Source organism: Acinetobacter sp. YH12255 (assembly GCF_013417355.1).
GTDB lineage: Bacteria > Pseudomonadota > Gammaproteobacteria > Pseudomonadales > Moraxellaceae > Acinetobacter > Acinetobacter pseudolwoffii.
In genome coordinates, this window is the sequence record NZ_VPEC01000001.1 from 151,124 (window position 1) to 171,100 (window position 19,977).

At 42.5% G+C, this 19,977-nt stretch carries 21 protein-coding genes and 4 tRNA genes; 15 read left to right on the plus strand and 10 right to left on the minus strand.

What is annotated here, in order from left to right:
* Positions 1 to 50: 50 nt before the first annotated feature.
* Entirely contained in the window at positions 51 to 440 is a 390-nt protein-coding gene (locus tag FTV30_RS00750) for a carboxymuconolactone decarboxylase family protein (RefSeq protein WP_005096428.1), read from the plus strand.
* Positions 441 to 779: 339 nt separating this feature from the next.
* Here the strand turns inward: FTV30_RS00750 and FTV30_RS00755 are convergent, their stop codons facing one another.
* Both FTV30_RS00755 and FTV30_RS00760 read right to left on the minus strand, forming a co-directional pair.
* Positions 780 to 1,037: a hypothetical protein gene (locus tag FTV30_RS00755; RefSeq protein WP_005096427.1), complete on the minus strand. Its 258-nt coding sequence runs from the start codon at positions 1,035 to 1,037 to the stop codon at positions 780 to 782.
* Positions 1,038 to 1,174: 137 nt separating this feature from the next.
* The gene (locus FTV30_RS00760; protein WP_180000827.1) at positions 1,175 to 2,356 is read right to left on the minus strand and encodes a trypsin-like peptidase domain-containing protein; all 1,182 of its coding nucleotides are present in this window, start codon (positions 2,354 to 2,356) and stop codon (positions 1,175 to 1,177) included.
* A gap of 170 nt (positions 2,357 to 2,526) precedes the next feature.
* Between FTV30_RS00760 and FTV30_RS00765 the strand changes: the two genes are divergently transcribed.
* The 7 genes from FTV30_RS00765 to FTV30_RS00795 all read left to right on the plus strand — a co-directional run bounded on the left by FTV30_RS00765 (position 2,527) and on the right by FTV30_RS00795 (position 5,327).
* Complete coding sequence (locus tag FTV30_RS00765) at positions 2,527 to 3,285, plus strand: Nif3-like dinuclear metal center hexameric protein (RefSeq protein ID WP_180000828.1); 759 nt, start codon at positions 2,527 to 2,529, stop codon at positions 3,283 to 3,285.
* Positions 3,286 to 3,438: 153 nt separating this feature from the next.
* The gene (locus FTV30_RS00770) at positions 3,439 to 4,065 is read left to right on the plus strand and encodes a superoxide dismutase (protein WP_159138016.1); all 627 of its coding nucleotides are present in this window, start codon (positions 3,439 to 3,441) and stop codon (positions 4,063 to 4,065) included.
* Positions 4,066 to 4,212: 147 nt separating this feature from the next.
* A tRNA-Asn gene (locus FTV30_RS00775) sits at positions 4,213 to 4,288 on the plus strand.
* Positions 4,289 to 4,293: 5 nt separating this feature from the next.
* Positions 4,294 to 4,369: transfer RNA gene (locus FTV30_RS00780), tRNA-Asn, on the plus strand.
* 294 nt (positions 4,370 to 4,663) lie between these two features.
* Positions 4,664 to 4,739, plus strand: a tRNA-Asn gene (locus FTV30_RS00785).
* A 6-nt stretch (positions 4,740 to 4,745) separates the two neighbouring features.
* Positions 4,746 to 4,821: transfer RNA gene (locus FTV30_RS00790), tRNA-Asn, on the plus strand.
* A gap of 62 nt (positions 4,822 to 4,883) precedes the next feature.
* Complete coding sequence (locus FTV30_RS00795; protein WP_005096422.1) at positions 4,884 to 5,327, plus strand: DUF2726 domain-containing protein; 444 nt, start codon at positions 4,884 to 4,886, stop codon at positions 5,325 to 5,327.
* 1 nt (position 5,328) lies between these two features.
* Here the strand turns inward: FTV30_RS00795 and FTV30_RS00800 are convergent, their stop codons facing one another.
* The 6 genes from FTV30_RS00800 to glnA all read right to left on the minus strand — a co-directional run bounded on the left by FTV30_RS00800 (position 5,329) and on the right by glnA (position 10,243).
* Positions 5,329 to 5,586: a hypothetical protein gene (locus tag FTV30_RS00800; RefSeq protein ID WP_180000829.1), complete on the minus strand. Its 258-nt coding sequence runs from the start codon at positions 5,584 to 5,586 to the stop codon at positions 5,329 to 5,331.
* A 135-nt stretch (positions 5,587 to 5,721) separates the two neighbouring features.
* Entirely contained in the window at positions 5,722 to 6,930 is a 1,209-nt protein-coding gene (locus FTV30_RS00805) for a S9 family peptidase (protein WP_257228879.1), read from the minus strand.
* Positions 6,931 to 7,065: 135 nt separating this feature from the next.
* Positions 7,066 to 7,944 carry a 4-hydroxybenzoate octaprenyltransferase gene (gene ubiA / locus FTV30_RS00810; protein WP_005096418.1) on the minus strand — a complete coding sequence of 293 codons (879 nt, stop codon included), beginning with the start codon at positions 7,942 to 7,944 and terminating at the stop codon, positions 7,066 to 7,068.
* A gap of 6 nt (positions 7,945 to 7,950) precedes the next feature.
* Entirely contained in the window at positions 7,951 to 8,451 is a 501-nt protein-coding gene (locus FTV30_RS00815) for a chorismate lyase (RefSeq protein WP_180000830.1), read from the minus strand.
* A gap of 2 nt (positions 8,452 to 8,453) precedes the next feature.
* Positions 8,454 to 8,732, minus strand: coding sequence for a hypothetical protein (locus FTV30_RS00820; RefSeq protein WP_100328765.1), 279 nt, complete (start codon positions 8,730 to 8,732; stop codon positions 8,454 to 8,456).
* 95 nt (positions 8,733 to 8,827) lie between these two features.
* Positions 8,828 to 10,243, minus strand: a complete 1,416-nt coding sequence (glnA, locus tag FTV30_RS00825; protein ID WP_180000831.1) for a type I glutamate--ammonia ligase — start codon at positions 10,241 to 10,243, stop codon at positions 8,828 to 8,830.
* 809 nt (positions 10,244 to 11,052) lie between these two features.
* Between glnA and FTV30_RS00830 the strand changes: the two genes are divergently transcribed.
* The 7 genes from FTV30_RS00830 to FTV30_RS00860 all read left to right on the plus strand — a co-directional run bounded on the left by FTV30_RS00830 (position 11,053) and on the right by FTV30_RS00860 (position 16,452).
* Positions 11,053 to 11,637, plus strand: coding sequence for an aminodeoxychorismate/anthranilate synthase component II (locus tag FTV30_RS00830; RefSeq protein WP_100355236.1), 585 nt, complete (start codon positions 11,053 to 11,055; stop codon positions 11,635 to 11,637).
* A gap of 9 nt (positions 11,638 to 11,646) precedes the next feature.
* Positions 11,647 to 12,693 (plus strand): anthranilate phosphoribosyltransferase, encoded by a 1,047-nt coding sequence (trpD, locus tag FTV30_RS00835; RefSeq protein WP_005096410.1) that lies wholly within the window; start codon positions 11,647 to 11,649, stop codon positions 12,691 to 12,693.
* 20 nt (positions 12,694 to 12,713) lie between these two features.
* The gene (trpC, locus tag FTV30_RS00840) at positions 12,714 to 13,520 is read left to right on the plus strand and encodes an indole-3-glycerol phosphate synthase TrpC (RefSeq protein ID WP_005096409.1); all 807 of its coding nucleotides are present in this window, start codon (positions 12,714 to 12,716) and stop codon (positions 13,518 to 13,520) included.
* A gap of 195 nt (positions 13,521 to 13,715) precedes the next feature.
* The gene (locus FTV30_RS00845) at positions 13,716 to 14,399 is read left to right on the plus strand and encodes a Smr/MutS family protein (RefSeq protein ID WP_074383030.1); all 684 of its coding nucleotides are present in this window, start codon (positions 13,716 to 13,718) and stop codon (positions 14,397 to 14,399) included.
* 93 nt (positions 14,400 to 14,492) lie between these two features.
* Positions 14,493 to 15,041 (plus strand): GTP cyclohydrolase I FolE, encoded by a 549-nt coding sequence (folE, locus tag FTV30_RS00850; protein WP_005096407.1) that lies wholly within the window; start codon positions 14,493 to 14,495, stop codon positions 15,039 to 15,041.
* Between the two features lie 283 nt (positions 15,042 to 15,324).
* On the plus strand, positions 15,325 to 15,762 hold the full coding sequence (locus FTV30_RS16410) for a hypothetical protein (RefSeq protein WP_005096405.1): 438 nt from the start codon (positions 15,325 to 15,327) through the stop codon (positions 15,760 to 15,762).
* A gap of 129 nt (positions 15,763 to 15,891) precedes the next feature.
* The gene (locus tag FTV30_RS00860; RefSeq protein WP_180000833.1) at positions 15,892 to 16,452 is read left to right on the plus strand and encodes a DUF4385 domain-containing protein; all 561 of its coding nucleotides are present in this window, start codon (positions 15,892 to 15,894) and stop codon (positions 16,450 to 16,452) included.
* Positions 16,453 to 16,471: 19 nt separating this feature from the next.
* Here FTV30_RS00860 and FTV30_RS00865 read toward each other — a convergent pair whose 3' ends face one another.
* A complete protein-coding gene (locus tag FTV30_RS00865; RefSeq protein ID WP_180000834.1) occupies positions 16,472 to 17,860 on the minus strand; it encodes a diguanylate cyclase in 1,389 nt (462 codons plus the stop codon).
* A 163-nt stretch (positions 17,861 to 18,023) separates the two neighbouring features.
* On the minus strand, positions 18,024 to 19,910 hold the full coding sequence (locus tag FTV30_RS00870; protein ID WP_180000835.1) for a DUF4105 domain-containing protein: 1,887 nt from the start codon (positions 19,908 to 19,910) through the stop codon (positions 18,024 to 18,026).
* Positions 19,911 to 19,977 lie beyond the last annotated feature (67 nt).

Sequence of the window (19,977 nt, forward strand, 5' to 3'; positions counted from 1 at the left end):
TTCGCATAAAAAGCACTAAGCTAGAGCTATAAGAAAATTGAGGGTAAACCATGTCACAACAAGATTATGAAAATGGCCTGAAAGTGCGTACTGATGTCATGGGCGAAAGCTTTGTCAAACGTGCACAGGAAAATACCGTGCCTTTTACCCAGCCTCTACAAGACTGGATTAATGAACATGCCTGGGGTTCAACCTGGCAACGTGAAGGTGTATTGCCACGTAAATATCGTTCTTTAATTACCATTGCTTTCCTTACGGCTCAAAAAAGCCCCACTGAATTAAAAGGCCATGTTCGGGGCGCTCTTAACAACGGCGCGACGGTTGAGGAAATTCAGGAAGTGTTACTCCATAGCCTGCCATATTGCGGTGCACCAGCAACTCAGGAGGCATTTCGGGCGGCACTTGAAGTGATCCAGGAATATCAGGTGAATGAGGAATAATTTGGTTGCAGATGAAATTGAGCCGTTTTAGAAATGAGCTCACAATTTAATTTTGCAGATGATTCATAAGTTACTTAGGCTAAATAAAGCTCAGCTGATTTTAGTTGCTTACCCTGATCTCAGCCTATCCGTCAAATGAATATGTACCGAGAAATTGTAGATTCTCGGTACATTACAATAATGATTCTAAAATAAAACTGATGGATTTTTTAGAGTTGAGCACCTACTTATAAAAACTCGCGCCTTTGATCACATACAGCCCGATCACTCATAAGATCAAATCAGACCGATCCAGTAAAATAGTGGCTCAAAATAAGCCTTAGTTAATGAAGATTCACACTAGAGCCAGTACACATTAAAGCTATAATAAAACTCCAGCACTTCAAAACGTACGTTATAGCCCAGTTCAGTCAACTCGGCTGATAAAGCCCGAATATCTTCCAAAGGCAAATGTTTGGGAAATACAGTAATGACTGCGGTATTACCCTGTTTCGCATTTTCTTCAATTAACTTGGCTAGACGCGGCTTATAGACCTCAATATTTAAATTGGCCACATCTGATAAAACCTTGGCCTGATCCGCCGTCATAAAAGTCATTTTTTATTTTCTCTTTTGATGTAATTTCATCAAGTTAAATGATTTAAACCAAAAGCCGTATTTCATTTTTGTATCAGGTAACTAAAAAATAACAAGCAAAAAAATCCCTCTGCAGAGGGATTTTTTTAAATAAAAACTTACTGACCGGGCAGTGGAATATATTGAGAAGAACTGTTTTGTGCTTTACGCTCAGTCACTACTACATCCAGCATCATGGTTTTGCCAGCACGCTCCACTTCAATCTGAATGGTACTATTCGGCTTTTGCAGGGCAACAAAATTAATCAAATGCGAAGCCGAACTGATCTCTTCCTCATTCACTTTCATAATTTTATCGCCACGCTGAATGCCCGCTTTCGCTGCCGGTCCATCTGCCAGCACTTCTGCGACAGTTACCCCTTTCTCTTTAGGTTGCAGTACATCATCACGTTCTGTCGGTAATAAACTGATTCCTAACCAGCCACGAACGACACGGCCATCTTTCAGAATAGCATTCATCACCTGCTGGCAGATTTTGGCTGGAATGGCGAAACCAATCCCCAGTGAACCACCAGTTTGCGAGAAAATTGCCGTATTCACCCCAATCAGGTTACCTGCGACATCGATCAAGGCTCCGCCTGAATTTCCCGGGTTAATTGCAGCGTCGGTTTGCACAAAGTCTTCATAGGTATTAATGCCCAGATCTGAACGCCCTGTTGCTGAAATAATCCCTTGCGTTACGGTTTGACCCACACCAAATGGGTTACCAATGGCCAAAACGACGTCACCGACTTCATTGTCACTGAGTTTAAATGGCAGAACTGGCAATTGTGTCAGTTCAATCTTGATCACGGCCAGATCGGTATCCGGATCAGTTCCAACCACCTTGGCTTCAGCACGACGGCCATCCTGCAAAGCCACTACAATCTGATCGGCTTGCGCAATCACGTGGTTATTGGTCAGGATATAACCGTCTGGACGTACAATTACACCTGAACCTAAACTATTTTCATTCGGGCTTTGTCCATACTGGTCAGGCAACTGATCGCCAAAGAATTCACGAAATACCGGATCGGTCAGTAAAGGATGCGCCTGTTGCTTGACTTTTTGGGTGGTAAAGATATTGACTACAGCCGGCGCTGCTACTCTCACCGCAGCACTATAGGAGACCACGCCTCCTGAGCGCGACGTATCAATCAACGGCTCTACTTTTTCAGCAGGCATCTTGACACCATCTGGTGCAACCGGTGCTTTTGGTTTTTGTAGTTGTTGCCACCCCAAAAAACCGATAATGACTAAAATCAGTAACACCCAGGGTAACCATGTAAAGGTGCGGCGCACGTTGCTATCCTCTAAAATATTTTAATTCGTTGATGACTAAGTAATTTGTGTTCTATTGTAATGCTAAATACATAACTAAACACAAAAAATTCCACAGAGATTTGTGCAGCTTTAGTTACAATTAAAGCTATAGATAAATATGGGCAAGTTTTTAAACTTACAGGAATTTTATGGCGAATTTGAACGATATTATTCAATGGTGTGACCAGACTTTAGCGTCACGTGAATTTAAGGACTATGCACCGAATGGCTTGCAGATTGAAGGCAAATCCGAGGTGAATAAAATCCTCTGTGCCGTGACCGCCTCCCAGAGTGCAATTGAAGCTGCAATTGAGCAAGGCGCTGATTTATTGCTGGTTCATCATGGTTATTTTTGGAAAGGTGAAGCTTATCCAATTACCGGCATGCGTGGTAAACGAATTAAGACTCTGATTCGAAATGATATCTCTCTGGTTGGCTATCATCTGCCTTTAGACAGTCATCCAACTTTAGGCAATAATGCGGCGATTGCAGATTTATTAGAACTGGAAAATATCGAACAGTTGGATCCGAGTGAACGCCATCCGATTGGCAATATTGGCTATTTAAAACAACCGATGAGCCCTGAATATTTTAAAAACCATGTTTCAGAAAAACTTGGCTTTGATGCAATTCATCTTCCTGCGGACAAAACTCAAATCCATAAAGTCGGTTTCTGTACCGGTGGTGCGCAGGATTATATTCATAAAGCAGCGCTACAAGAGTGTGATGCTTACATTTCTGGTGAAGTGAGCGAACGCACCTTCTATGAAGCTCAGGAACTGAATGTACATTATTATGCCTGTGGCCATCATGCCACTGAAAAATATGGTGTACAGCGCCTGGCCAAAGCGATTTCAGAACAGTTTAATATTGAGTATGCTTATTACGAATTAAACAATCCGATTTAATTCTCGCTGACAGCATTTTCCACGAGCTTTATTTATATATTTTCAGGATTTATTGTGTATTGTTATTTATACGTAATGCCCATTTGGTCCGATTATCTATTACAATAAAGCCACTTATTGTTAAAACCCAGCTAAATGCAAGGAATTGAGAACATGACAACCATTACTTTACCAGCATTACCTTATGGCTACGAAGATCTTGCTCCACACATCAGCAAAGAAACTTTAGAATACCATCACGACAAACACCACAATACTTATGTGGTTAACCTGAACAACCTGATCGCTGGTACTGAGCTTGAAGGCAAAACTCTAGAAGAAATTATTACAGCAACTGCTGGTGATGCTTCTAAAGCAGGTGTTTTCAATAACGCGGCTCAAGTTTGGAACCACACGTTCTACTGGAACTGTATGGCTAAAAACGGTGGCGGTAAAGCAACTGGTACTTTGGCTGCGAAAATTGACGAAGCATTCGGTTCTTATGAAAAATTTGCTGAAGAATTTGCTGCTGCTGCAACTACTCAATTTGGTTCAGGTTGGGCTTGGTTAGTGGCTGACCAAGTAAACGGTCAGCTTTCAATCATGAAAACTTCAAATGCTGATACGCCAATGGCGCACGGTAAAGTTGCAGTATTGACGATTGACGTTTGGGAACATGCTTATTACATCGACTTCCGTAATGCACGTCCTAAATACATCTCTACTTTCCTGGAAAGCCTAGTAAACTGGGATTATGCAAATGCGAAATATGCAGGTCAGCCTGCAGGTGTTGAGAAATAATTCTTTATTTCTTTGCTAAAAAATCACCCATTTCGGGTGATTTTTTTATTTTTAAGCCCCAAATGAATATTTATAAAGCAAACAATTCATTTCTTTACATTAATTGATTGACGACCTTGGGTTTCCTGCCTAAAATGCCGATCAGATTCTCCAATAGCTCAGTCGGTAGAGCGACGGACTGTTAATCCGCAGGTCCCTGGTTCGAGCCCAGGTTGGAGAGCCATCTATTCTTCCATAGCTCAGTCGGTAGAGCGACGGACTGTTAATCCGCAGGTCCCTGGTTCGAACCCAGGTGGAAGAGCCAAGATTCTAAAAAAACCCACTCATTGCGAAGTGGGTTTTTTTATATCTGCTTTTTTTAAATTGAGATCGGTAGTGATATCTGTATGTACAATCAGCTACCTTATATTCTCTGATCCAGATCACTTACAAAAATTAAGGCTGATAACAATCTGACTGCTCAGACTGTTTACATAAACATAACAGTTTGAACTCCAAGCCTTTTCGACTATTTTTAAAACACTTGATTCAATTTCTTCGGCTTTTTTCTAAAAGTGCCTTGACCCCTTTTCAAATCTCTCTATAATCGCTGTCAGATTCTCCAATAGCTCAGTCGGTAGAGCGACGGACTGTTAATCCGCAGGTCCCTGGTTCGAGCCCAGGTTGGAGAGCCAATCTATTCTCCCATAGCTCAGTCGGTAGAGCGACGGACTGTTAATCCGCAGGTCCCTGGTTCGAGCCCAGGTGGGAGAGCCAAGATTCTGAAAAAACCCACTCATTGCGAAGTGGGTTTTTTTATTCGTCCCTATTTGTGATCTGTGTTTAATTTGAGTCAGTTTATATTTTTTGTGATTGGCTGCCTGGCAACTTTTGCGTTAGTTTGCCTGCTCTTCCCACATCTGTTCACCCGTCAAAAAAAATTCTATCCGAAGCGTGTGATTACTGCTTTTGAAAGCAGGATGTTTACACGCCTAAAAGAAGCCTTTCCTCATCATCATATTCTGGCTCAGGTTGCCTTTAGCGCCTTGATTACCCATGATCAGATGAACATGCGTAATCAGTTCAATCGCAAAGTTACAGATTTTGTGGTGCTTGATCGTGACTATAATGTACTGGCCATTATTGAACTGGATGATCCCAGTCACATTGGCAAAGAACAGGAAGATGCTGAACGGGATGCCATGCTGATTGCAGCAGGCTATACCGTGATTCGATACACTCAGATTCCGAGTATCAGACAACTGCAAAGAGATTTGAGATAATTTAAGGCAAGGTTACTACGCTTTCGGATGCAGCTTGGATTGAATTTGCATCTTGCTCTGCTTTGAGCTTTTCCGCAGCTTCTCGCGCTTCGATGCGCGCAATCATTTCTGCCTGCTGCTGTTTATATTTTTCCTGATTTTTAGCATCACTATTTACCGCAAGAAAAGCCATACTCACCAAAAATATCGGTATACATAATACCAGCGCACCTAAAATTACCAGCTTTTTAACACTGCGGGGCTGCGGCTGCTCAGACATAACAAACCTACTTTAATTTTTTCACTTAATTGCACTGCTCAATATAACAAAATAAAGTCATAGCTCAAGTCTTTGAAAAGTTTTACTGTAAAAAAGGAGCCGAAGCTCCTTTGTAGATCTTAATAACTCTATTCTTTACTTAGCTGGCATATGCTCTTCAATAAATGCAACCAGTTCAGCATTCTTTTCTACAATTGCTTGAGTATGTCCTGCGCCCTCAACCCCTAGGAAAGTCACGTCTGTACCCAAAGCTGCCAAATTCTTTTGCAAAACATCTGTAACATCATAAGGTACTGCCATATCTTCCTTACCCTGAATAATCATGACTGGTACACTGATTTTTTTAGTCGCGGGTTGGTTCTCCACCAAAAATTCTTTCACAGATCTGTTTTGATCAAAAGCATCTATCAACCCCGGATATTCAGCTACTGTTCTTCCAGGATTCTGCCGCAACCATTGATCGATATCTGCACTAAACTCTGTCATTAAATCGCCTAGACACAAGCCATTTTCACCAGTGGTTCCTTCTGCACGCTCAGCAACCAGTTTTGCACTGGATTCAAAAATATTCTGATATACAAAATTTGGCTCATAAGCTTTAATTCCAACTGCCACATATGCTGCATAAGCAAGTAATTCTGAATACACAGCTTTGGCAGTTCCTGCCGGAACAACACCAGCACCCTCGCCCAAAACTAATCGATTTAAAGCTTGTGGGGCAACTGTACCAATAATATAACCTAGGCTGGAGGCTGGTGCCGCAGCAACCGCTGCCTTATAGTTTGGATCATTTCCTGCAAATTCTGCCGTTGCAAGCGAAGCATGCCCCCCTTGTGATTGACCCACAGAAACCCAAGCTCCATTAAATCTATTCCCTTGCTGTTGCTTAAATCCTTTCACTGCATAAATTGCAGATTGTGCCGCACTCTCTAAATGTAAATAAGGATGAATGCCCTGTGTACCCAAACCCTCATAATCCGGTGCAATCACGGCATAACCACGTTCTACTAATCCCATAACCAAGGCCTTTTCAGGCCCATCCAGAGCAAGGCGTGAAGGAGCACATTTATCTGCTGCACCTGTAGTACCATGCGCCCAGACGACGATCGGCCAACCACCTACAGGTGGAGTACCTTTCGGGGTAAATACCAATGTGGTCGCACGAATTTCTCGACCTTGTACACCTTCCATTCTATAAGTAAAAATATCATGACGTTCGACCACTGTTTTTACTTGCTCATCGACTGCATAAGTTCGAACCGGATTAAACCCTATAAAATTGTCGTCATCATCATCGTTACACGCAGATAAAAATAGTACCGAGGAACACAGCACACCTAACATCAATTTCTTATAACTGTTCTACATATTTCTATCCTTTTATTGTTATTCCCTATCTCTTAATCGAGATCACTCAAAATTAATCATAAAAAAAGCATCCTTTATAGGATGCTTTTGTTGTTATCCGACATACGGTAATTATCTTAGAGCAAACAATATTCCCACAAAAATAATGAGGCCAATCCAACGGTTATGACGGAATGCCCAAAAACATAGCTGTGGATTTTTATCGCGAGTTTTAAACCATTGGTAAATAAAATCAGCAGCAACCAGCAAAAGTGCTAACAAGCCAAATGGAATCAATAAATTTTCCAGCCAAAGTGCAGCACCTATCAATAAAATACTGCTCGCCTGCAAGGTGCTAATGATTGGAATATCATAGCGACCAAACAGAATTGCGGTTGATTTTACTCCAATCTTTAAATCATATTCACGGTCTGCAATCGCATATTGAGTATCGTAGGCCACAGTCCAGGCCAGATTACCAAAATACAATAACCAGCAAGTCAGATCAGGTGTTTGCCCAACAGCGGTATAGGCCATGGGTATGGCCCAGGAAAATGCTGCACCCAAAAATACTTGAGGCAAATGGGTATAACGTTTCATAAAAGGATAAATAAACGCTAACAGCAAAGCCCCAAATGACCAGTAAAAAGTTTCGATCGGCAAGAAAAATAGCAGACAGGCGCTGGCAGCCACCAAAACCAGAAATACCATCACCGCTTCTTTGGCGCTGATGACTCCGGTCGCTAGTGGTCGGTTTTTAGTACGCTCCACATGCGCATCGACTTTACGGTCAGCAAAATCATTGATGGCACAACCCGCCGCCCGCATAAAAATCACACCCAAAATCATGGGAATTAAAATTTCAATGCGTGGCATCCCCTGAGCCGCGATCCATAACGCCCACAAGGTTGGCCAAAAGACCAGTTCAGTACCAATCGGTTTATCAAAACGACAAAGATAATAATAGGCGCCAAGACGCTCACGCCAGGTTATTGCTTGTGCAGTTGCCATATAAAGTCAAGCCCTTGAATTTTGTATAAAGTGTTCAAATGCCGGTAAAAATGTTTCTTGTACGATAAATTTACAGCCGTGCCAAGTATAGCAGCTCTGACGCGTCCAACCCTCTTCTAAAAGAATGACCCGACGCTGGCAGAGTGGATTCGTCCGTTGAAACAGGAACCAGCCAATTGGCTTAGTCCCAATATGCTGAAAGATTCGGGCTTTTTTTTGCAGGCTTAAAATTGGAAAAATACTCTTTGCTTTCACCCAGGGCGACTGTTCTGAACCATAGAGATAGCTTTCCCGCACCCAGGAAGTATGCTGATGTGACATCTGCATCCATTTGGCATTGGCGAAGCTTAAACGCTGAAAATGCTCTTGAATAGGCTCAACATGAAATTGTCCCTGCGCCAAACCGGTCAATTGCTGTGTCAGAGAACCTGATGCATACAGCCATGGTTTTAGCTCAGCAGACATAGTGGGTATCAAGGCATGCTGATTTTTAGAAAAATACGTCATGTTTAATAGTTATCTGCTTTAGCAATCACTTCAAATTTGCCTTGGGGTGTTTTAATTAAAATTAAGCCTTCAGCGCTTAAATAAAACTCTTTTGGGTAGTCAAATGTAAGTGCCAATTCAGGATTTTTCAGTTCAACAAACTGTGCTTGTTTATAACCTTCAATGGTACGCCCTACTTCCAAATACGTAACTTCAGAAAAATTTAACTTAAAACCTTGCGCATGGTCTTTAGGATCATTCCAAGGAAAAAATCCGGTATGTTTTTTACGTGGTTTAGCCATAACAATCTAATTCAACATTCTTTGCTTTATATTAACCCAGTATAGAAAAAACCCGCGACATGCGCGGGTTTTTTACAGTGAAATTCTTGAAAGAATTACAGGCTGTAGTACATCTCGAATTCAACTGGGTGAGTGGTCGTGTTTAAACGACGCACTTCTTCAGTTTTAAGTTCGATATAGGCATCAAGCATGTCTTTCGTGAACACGCCACCTTTCAGCAGGTAATCATGATCTGCTTCAAGTGCTTCAAGCGCCATATCCAGACTATGCGCCACAGTCGGGATTTTCGCTTCTTCTTCAGGAGGAAGATCGTACAGGTTTTTGTCAGCCGCTTCACCTGGATGAATCTTGTTTTGGATACCGTCGATACCTGCCATCAACAATGCCGCGAAACCGAGGTACGGGTTCATCATTGGATCTGGGAAGCGAGCTTCAATACGCTTGCCTTTCGGGCTTGACACGTAAGGAATACGGATAGATGCAGAACGGTTACGCGCTGAGTAAGCCAGCATAATCGGTGCTTCGAAATGCGGAACCAGACGCTTGTACGAGTTTGTAGAAGGGTTGGTTAATGCATTCAATGAACGCGCATGTTTGATAATACCGCCAATGAAGTACAATGCCATTTCTGAAAGGCCTGCATATTCATCACCAGCAAACAAGTTCTTGCCATCTTTAGAGATCGACATGTGAACGTGCATACCAGAACCGTTATCGCCAACCATTGGTTTAGGCATAAAGGTTGCTGTTTTCGCATATTGATGCGCAACGTTCCAAACCGCATATTTAAACTGTTGAACTTCGTCCGCTTTACGAACCATGGTGTTGAAGCTTACACCAATTTCTAACTGGCAAGATGCAACTTCATGATGATGTACTTCTACACGACCTGGGCCCATGATGTCTTCAATTTTGGCACACATATCTGCACGCATATCATGTGAAGAATCAACTGGAGGAACCGGGAAGTAACCGCCTTTTACGCGTGGACGGTGACCAGAGTTACCACCTTCGTAGTCATTGTTGGTTGACCAGGCCGCTTCTTCAGCGATCAATGTATGGCGCGCGCCAGACATATCGATTTCCCATTTTACTTCGTCAAATACGAAGAATTCTGGTTCTGGGCCAAAGAATGCTGTATCACCAATACCTGTTGATTTTAGGTATTCTTCAGCACGGCAAGCAATCGAACGTGGGTCACGGTCATAACCCTGACCTGTAGAAGGCTCAATCACATCACAAGTCACAACAACTGTAGGCTCGGCAAAGAACGGGTCGATGAAACCGGTTTCTGCATCTGGGCGTAAAATCATGTCAGATGCTTCGATGCCCTTCCAACCAGCAATTGAAGAACCGTCGAACATTTTACCGTCTTCAAAAGTATCTTCGTCGATTGTATCTGCTGGGTAAGTCACATGTTGTTCTTTACCTTTAGTATCCGTAAAACGGAAATCGACCCATTTCGCGCCACTTTCTTGGATGAGTTGAAGGACTTTGTTCGCCATGCTCATTTTGCTCCGATGAATTTTTGTTGCACTCGTTACGTGCGTGTTAGTAGTTGGTAGTCATTAAGCAATTACCGTACCAACTATTCAAAGTATAGATAAAATCTTGAAATCTATATAAGAAATCATGAAGTGACAAAAATACTTTGCGACTATTATACTAGTTGAGAAACTAAATGCACTATATTCAGGCATTCTTCATTTATTTTATTTCGGCTTTATTTTTTAGCGCACCTAAATAGTGCAATCACCTATAGAAGTGTATTAAAAACATAGTTTTTTATATAAAATTTGCTACTTTTTCGTGTATTTGTTTAAAAAACACCCATATGTTGCTAAAAAATTGACTGTTTTCTTATGGTCTGAGACAAACAGAGATCTGCAACATGCAGTTGCTCAGTGAATATTTTGAGGCATTTTCTTTAAATATACTTTCTACACCATAGTCTATATAAATTTCTATTATTCAAGTGATGCTTTTTTCAACAAACTTTAGATCAATATTACTGATTATTTTTAACTTATCAATTTTTCCCTAAAAAATACACAGCCTGAAGTTTCTTTAAGTAAGTCTATTACTTTAAATCATGATTAAAATTTTATTTCAGTTGATACAGATGCTTTTAAAGCAAATAAATTGAGCAAAATTGTTGCGCCGAATACGGCTATTTTTTGCTATGATGAATAGTGCTTTATTTTCACACAATGAAATCAATGATTTAGTCGTGTCACACCCGTGCTTGCAATAAGCGCAAATAAAGTACGATCTGGACAACTTTAGCACAGTTAAGTGCATTAATTTCAATAGGTTACTCATGCTTTTAATGGTCGACAACTATGACTCCTTTACTTACAACATCGTTCAATATTTTGGCGAACTGAATCAAGAAGTAAAAGTAGTCCGTAATGATGCCGTGACATTGGAAGATATAGAGCGATGGCAACCCAAGTATTTAGTGATTGGCCCCGGCCCATGCTCGCCGAGTGAAGCAGGCATTTCGATTCCTGCGATTCAGCATTTTGCTGGAAAAATTCCGTTATTGGGCGTTTGTCTCGGCCATCAGAGTATTGGTCAGGCATTTGGTGGCAACATCATACGTGCCAAACGTGTCATGCACGGCCGTCTGTCGGATATGTACCACAGCGATACCGGGATTTTCAGTAATCTTCCGTCGCCATTTCCTGCAACGCGCTATCACTCCCTGGTGATTGATCAAGCCACCTTGCCTGAATGTCTGGAAGTGACCTGCTGGACCAATGAAGCCGATGGTTCTATGGAAGAAATTATGGGGGTAAAACATAAGACATTGCCGGTCGAAGGCGTGCAGTTCCATCCTGAATCGATCCTGAGCCAGCATGGCCATCAAATCTTTAAAAACTTTCTCGAAATTTATGCCTAAGAACATCTTATGAATATTCAACAAGCTTTAAACAATATTACCAAAAACATTCACCTGACTCAGGATCAAATGCAAGACGTGATGCGTGCCATCATGTCAGGTGAAACCACTGATGCCCAGATTGGTGCCCTGCTCATGGGTTTGCGCCTTAAAGGCGAAAGCATTGATGAAATTACCGCAGCCGCACGGGTCATGCGTGAACTGGCTACCAAAATTGATGTCAGCGATATTCCCTATTTAGTCGATATTGTCGGTACAGGCGGTGATGGTCAAAACCTGTTTAACGTCTCTACCGCGTCTGCATTTGTGATCGCAGCAGCAGGCGCAACCATTGCTAAACATGGCAACCGTGGCGTTTCAACCAAATCAGGCTCGTCAGATTTACTGGAACAGGCTGGGATTAATCTTGACCTGAATATGCAGCAAACCGAGCGTTGTATCCGTGATGTGGGGGTCGGATTTCTGTTCGCACCGAATCATCATACAGCCATGAAATATGCAATCGGCCCGCGTAAAGAATTGGGTATTCGCAGCATTTTCAATTTACTTGGCCCGCTGACCAATCCGGCCGGCGTCAATCGCTTAGTCATTGGCGTGTTTTCCAATGAACTGTGTCGTCCGATTGCAGAAGTGATGAAACAGCTCGGTGCTGAACATGTGATGGTGGTGCATTCTCGCGACGGGCTGGATGAGATCAGTCTTGCATCTGCAACGTATGTGGCTGAGCTAAAAAATGGCGAAGTGACTGAATGGGAAATTACCCCTGAATTGGTTAATATCGAATCTCAAACCTTGACTGGTTTAATTGTAGAAGATTCTGCACAGAGTCTGGCATTAATCAAGGATGCATTGGGCAAGAAAAAATCAGAGATCGGTGATAAAGCGGCCAATATGATTGCCCTCAACGCGGGTGCAGGTATTTATGTCTCCGGTTTGACCAGCAGCTATAAACATGGTGTTGCATTGGCACATGACATTATTTATGGCGGCCAGGCTCTGGAGAAAATGAGTGTGCTGTCTGAATTTACCAAAACCATTAAACAATACGAAGCTTAATTCGGTCAGGAATTTTGATCATGGTGGATATCGCAAATACAATTTTAGGCAAGATTGTTGACCGTAAAACGGAAGAATTTGCTCTACGTTTAAAGCAGAAAAGCTATAAAGATCTGGAAGAGCTGGCTCAAGGTGCATCAGCTGTGCGTGGTTTTGCCCAGTCTTTAATGTCAAAACGTCCGGGTGTAATTGCTGAAATCAAGAAAGCCTCACCATCTAAGGGGATTATTCGTGAGAATTTTAATCCTGCAGAAATTGCAGCACAGTATCAAGATGCTGGTGCCGCATGTTTATCTGTCCTGACCGATGTGGACTTTTTTCAGGGTGCAGATGAAAATATTCAGATTGCCCGTTCGCATTGTGACCTGCCGGCGCTGCGCAAAGATTTCCTGATCGATCCTTATGGAGTCATTGAAGCACGTGCTTTAGATGCGGATTGTATTTTACTGATTGTGGCATGTCTGTCAGATCAGCAACTAGAAGAAATGTCGAAGACTGCTTTTGAGCATAATTTAGATGTTTTAGTTGAAGTACATGATGAAGCTGAACTGGAACGTGCGCTGAAACTTTCAGATCGCTGCTTGCTGGGTGTGAATAACCGTAATTTAAAAACCTTCGATGTCGATTTAGATACCTCGATTCGTTTAAAGAACTTACTCGATCCCTCTCGCCTGTTAGTCACTGAAAGTGGTATTGCTACCCCTGCCGATGTGGCGATGATGCAACAGCATGATATTCATGCCTTTCTGGTCGGTGAAAGTTTTATGAAACAGCCTCGACCTGATCATGCATTCCGTAACCTGTTTGGTGAGCCTGAATCGGTTTAACTATTGACTAGTTTAATACTTAGACCAAGCCCAATCTCAGGATTGGGCTTTTTTATTTTCAGGATTGATAAGAAAAGAAATAGCATCATGTGAATTCACAAATACCGAGACATGCCATGCAAGCAATTCATTTCTCCTTTATCTATTTTCAGACTATAATTCTGTTAAATTCCGCATCTCCCTTGTTTTTACATTATGAGTAAACACGATTCTTCATTATCTAAAGATCAGTACAACCTGCTGAAATCTTTTAAGAAGCAAATTACACAGCCACATACCCCTGCGGTTGTTGCTGCACCCGTTGAAAAGACTGTCGAGCAAGAAGCTTTAGAAGAACTGGAATTATTCCGCAAGCAAATGCAGGGCGTGCAAAAAATTGAATCGGGAAATACCGTTCAATTGGACAAACCACGCAAGAAAAAACCGGATGCACAAGTTCTGGCAAAGCGTGCAGCGGCGACTGGCCCGATGGAAACAGATGCCATGGCATTATCGGACACGCAGGCCATGCTCAATCCTGTCGGGAGTCAGGCCAACTTGAGCTATCGCATTGCCACCTTGCAGCATAAAGTGTTTGAAGACTTAAAAGCCGGCAATTTACGCTGGTTTGAAGCGGTGGATCTGCATGGCTGTACCGTGGAAGAAGCGCGTCAGGCGGTGCTACAAATTATCCAGATCGCCAAAGATGAAAACCAGAACGTGATTAAGATCGTACACGGTAAAGGCCCGGAAGCGATTTTAAAAACCTATGTGAATGGTTGGCTGCGTCAGCATCGCGATGTTTTGGCTTTTGTCAGTGCGCCTGAAAAACAAGGCGGTACTGGTGCAGTTCTGGTTCTGCTAAAACGTGCAGAAAAGAATCCAAAGTTTAAACAGTAACCGGTTTTCGCCTCAAAACAAGGCATTGTAAAAGTTTTCTGCTACAATGCCGTCCTTGTTCATTCTCAGTTTAAGTGAATACGTCATATGACTATGCAGCAATCCTACGCAAACATTCTTACTGCCGTTGGCGAAGATCTCAATCGCCCTGGTCTCAAAGATACGCCTGTGCGTGCTGCCAAAGCATTTTCATATTTAACCTCGGGTTATAGTCAGACACTTGAAGAAGTCACCAACAAAGCGGTCTTTCCTTCCGACAACCGTGAAATGGTGCTGGTCAAAAACATCGAATTCTATTCCTTATGTGAACATCATTTATTACCATTTTATGGCCGTGTCCATATCGCCTATTTACCAGAAGGTCATGTCTTGGGCCTGTCCAAATTTGCCCGTATTACTGAAATGTTTGCGCGTCGTTTGCAAATCCAGGAAAACTTGACCCAGCAAATTGCAGAAGCAGTGGCGGAAATCACCAAAGCACGTGGTGTCGCCGTGATGATTGATTCTGCACATATGTGCATGATGATGCGTGGTGTGGGCAAACAGGAATCGACCACACGTACAGTCTCTTTTATTGGTGATTTTAAAACTGATAAAGAAACCCGCCGTGAGTTTTTAAGTGCAGTGCCAGAAAGCTACTAAGCCTTAAAAGCCAATTATTTAAAGCCTCGATCATTCGGGGTTTTTTTAATTTCTTATAAACTGCTCTGGTCAGAGAATATCGATATCACAGCTGCTGTTGACCAAATTTGCATTCGTTATACTTGCAGCTAAACAATTGCTGCTTATCTTTGCAACAAGCCTACATTTAGATACATGATAAAGTTTTAATCCAGTTAGTCCTCGCTTAAAGTAAATTGACGTTGATATACAGCAAACAGCTTTATATCTTTCTGCTTGATTTTTAATGACAAGGAAAATGACCATGGCGAATAGCAAAAACAATCAGGACAAAGACAGCAAGAAATCTGCAAAAACTGCTAAAAAGACGCAAGATGAAAAACTGAAGAAGTCAAACAAAAGCAGTGACAAGGACAGCGATCGCAAAGTCAGCAAAAAAGCTGAAAGTGCTAAATCTAAAGCAGCATCTTCTAAAAAAGAGAATGCCAGCAAAGATGAAAAAGTAAAGGCGAAGAAAAGTGCGAGTTCTAAAGGCAGCGATAAAGCCAAAGACCTGAAAACATCTTCAGCGAAAAAACCGGCTAAAGCGAAAAGCAGCAATAAGAGCAAAGATGAAGACAGCAAGACGAAAAAATCTTCTTCAAAAAAATCAGCACCGGCCAAAAAGCAGTCAAGCACTTCGTCCAAGAGCAAGTCTGATAAAGCCAAAACCTCGAAGACCAGTTCGAAAAAGTCAAAGTAAAATCCAAGCCCCATGACTGGGGCTTTTCTTGATCCTGATCTCGGGTGAGTAGATCAGTAGAATTATTTTATATTTTTTAGTGTGTTCTTTATTGGGTGATATCTACTCTTCTAAATATAAGGCAAAGATATGAGTCCAGCAGCCAAAAATCCGCCGCCAAAACGTCAGTCACGGGTGGTGTCGAATAGTTTTGATTATTCTCTGGACTTCGAAAAGATTAATTTTCGCAAACGGCCCGAGTTGTACCGAATTGGCCGAGGAGAACAAGGCGTATTATTGGTGGAGCCTTATAAATCTGAAATTCTGCCGCACTGGCGCTTTGCGGATGAAGAAAAAGCCCAAGCCAGCAGTGACAAAATTTATCAGCTATTCCTAGCTTATTTAAAACAAGATGATTTTATCGGTGCGGACATGGCACGCAAGTTTTTACAGATGGGTTATACCCGTGCCCGCCGTTACGCCAACCATAAAGGTGGTAAAAAATATGATGGGCCGGTTCCGGAAGATAAGAAAGGCTTAAGCGGCGCACATGGCCGTTCAGAATTGCCACGCAGCCACGAAGATCCGGTCAAAGCAGCGGCCGCCAACATTTTTAAACAAAAATGGAATGATGCGAAAAATCATCCAGACTATATTCAGCAAAAGCGAAAATTTCAGGAATTTATCCAGCAACACATGGCAGAGGAATAAAACTTTTAAGCTAGCTGGATCATTGCTGCCCCACTGGATTTGAGGGTGGCTGTGCCATATAGACCCGGTTACGACCGGTATTTTTCGCCATATACAGTGCGGCATCCGCAGCATCTAAAAATCGCTGATAATCCGGATGCCCGTCATAGAGCGTACATCCAATACTGATCGTGATTTTAAACTGTTGTCCTTGCGCGGTTTTAATCATGCCATTTTCAACATATTTACGAATACTTTCGGCAATACTTAAGGCACGTTGTTTATCTGTGTCGACCAGCAACAATAAGAATTCTTCCCCACCGACCCGGAAGGCATAATCACTGCCCTGACTGTATTTTTGCAGCGCTTCGGCAATAAATTTAAGTGCCAGATCACCTGCGGCATGTCCAAATTTATCATTGATACTTTTAAAGAAATCGGCATCCATCGCAAGTAAAGACAAAGGTGTATGATTTTTACGGGAAAAAGTGATTTCACGGGAAATCACCGTATTTAAATAACGGCGATTTAACAACTGGGTCAATGAATCATTGCCTGATTCAATATATTCCGCAACCTGAAATAACTGATCGACCAGCAGTTGAATTTCACGGTTTAAGTCACGGATTTGTTGAATCAGCCCCAAGACATTATTTTTATCCGTACAATCCATGATGGTCTGATTAATTGCATCAATCTGATAAATCCGCTCAATGATTAAATCGACCTGGTCCGAACCGGTAAAAGCATAAGAGGCTTTATGGATAAACCATAAACCGAACTCGGATTTGGACAACATCGGATGCTTTAAATTGTCAGGGCTCGAAAAGACCTTGAACATCAGTTCATTTTCCCAGTCCAGCAATGAGCTGCGCTGTTTGTCTTTTTGTACCGCCACATCCTGCATGGCTGAAAAAACACGGTAACTGTGTTTGATTTCCTGATTCACGGCTGTTTTGGCTTCATAAGAACGGCACATGATTTCTGTGGCAAATCCCATGATTTGCACAATATAACTGCAGGCGGTCAGCATGCTGTTTTGAGAAGATGCTTGCAACAGTTCAAAAACCTTGCGTTCAATTTCACGGACACCGCGCATGATTAACCAGGAAGGGATACCGACTCGGGCATGTACATGTCCAACCATCGCCTGCTTTTGTACGGCTTGCGCATAACTCTTGTTGATCGGTACGCTAAAACTTTCTGACAGCCATTGAATCAAAGTATTACGCAAACGCTGCTGAACCATCTGTTCGGTCAGGAACTGGGCCGATTCTTTTTCTAAGAGCATATTCTTATAGAATTCTTCGACCAGAATAACAGAATGTTCCTGAACAAAATGAAATGCATGCAATAGATCATCTGCTGAATAATTCTGACAGATCTGCCTCCATTGTTCGGCCAGCATTGCCATGCATTCATTATTCATACGCCCCATTCCCCAAAACACTGCAATTTGCACTAACATTATGTGACAAATATAACAAAATTCGGGTGCATTAACTAAAATATCGACAAGATTATTCCAATTATACTGATCGATGATTCACAGGAAAAGTTTCGTAAACTAGCCCTTAAAATATATAAGCCGTTTAAAAATAACGGATCAGGCCCAGACTCCATTGATCCCAGTCTTTCGCCTGTTGTTGCTGATATTCCCAAGACAATCGAACCGCATTCTGTGCAGTAAAGGCATATTGCAATTGGGTATTTAGCTTCAGATGCCAGCGATGCGAATCTTCCCAATAAGGCAGTTCCACTTGCACCAGACTGTTGATCTGATCAGTCCAGATATTCTGGCAGCCCAAAGTTGGCCCTGCTCCTACGCGCCAACCCTGATCGAGCGCCTTGCCCGCCTGAACGTGAGTTTGCATTTGTGCATAGCACAAATGTTCGCGGCTCGCATTTGCCCAGCTATAGCCCGCTTGGGTCTTAAAACCGGCGACGCCATGCTGTTGCTCTTCGCTAAACTGGCCATGACGGTCTAAGGCTTCCTGTGTCCAGCCCAGATTAAAACCCCAAGATAAGGGCGTATTAAATGGATTAATCGGGTTATAGGAATTGACGGCCAGTAAATCCAGATATTCCAGTTTGAGTTCACTATTACGATATTGTAATGCCCCATCCAGAAACAGCAGTTGTGTGCCGGTACGCAAACCACCCTGTGGATCGATTAAATCATGATAGGCATGCCGATGCCCAAGCTGAACAAAGGATTCACCCTGAACCTGTCCGGCCTCAAAACTGATATTTCGTGCATGATGACTTTGTACTGGATCTGTTTTCGGACGCTCAGGTGCTTGACGCTGTTTCTCGATAGCCAGCTGACTTCTTAAGCCCAATAACTTGCGAAAACGTGGCTGGGCAAAGGACTCATCTACTTTCTGTCTGAGAAAATCCAGATATAGATGATCATAGGCCATTTCCAGCACTTTGGCCTGATCCTCTGCCGGATAAGTTTGCAACATTGAAGGCATGGTACCTGTTTCTGCATAAGCCAGCTGATGAGCCTTTTTTGCCAAAGCTTTGCCATGCTGTCTAGATTGAGCCAGCAACTGTGTTTCCAGGGCAGGACGATAAACTTTCTGTTTGATCAAGCCCTGCTGTTCTACCACTTTCAAGGTTTCGATCGGAATGGCAGTCGAATTAAACTGTTTTTGTAAATTTAACTCAGGACGCACCAGATCAAATAACCCCAGCAAGCGATAAGCACAATTATCATTGATAAAATAATAAGGGAAACTCACCTTTTGCATTTCCCAAAGATGCTGCACCAGAAACCGGGTCTCTTGTGGAGTTAAATTTAATTCATATTCCCATAAATCCCGGCTTTCAAAGTCGCCATATTCTTTGACCTTGCGATAATACGGCATCAAGGAATATTCACCCGGATATTGTCCGGTCAGTCCTTTCCAGGCAAATGACCAGTTGTCATTGCCGTCGACGGTTGCGGCATAGTTGACGGCATAGGAAATCAGGTTGAGCTGCTGTTGATCTTTGGGATCTAGACGCAACAAGGTATGCCCGAACATCGAACTGGGATTGCCCATAAAATCTGTGGCATAAATCAGCGTGGCCTGATAGGGCTTGACCTCAGCAATCCATTGATCAAAATCCGGACAACTCACTTCAGGCAATTGCTGTTCGGAAATATCCAGCTGCTGCATTAACCAGCTGCTTCGGGCCGGAAACTTACAACGGATGGACTGATTCGGTTCTGTACTGCCAAATAAGGCCTGAATATTATGCTGTATTTCTTTTTTGAGATCAGTCTTTCCCTGCTCTGCCAGAAAATAGCCTGAATAATCGACCTCGCTGTGGCCTTTAGAATTGGCATACATCAGACGCTGCCAGGTGGTGCTCTGATCTAGGCGTTTGCTTTTGGCCTGATCGAGATAATGCTGGATATCTGGATTAATTTCGTTTGCAAAACTTAAGGGACTGAAGGCCAGACCCAACATGAAGAACGCATATTTCATTCAGTTAACTTATTCTCGTCAATTTCTTTGAGTCATAAGAAAAACCCTGCCAGAGCAGCAGGGTTTT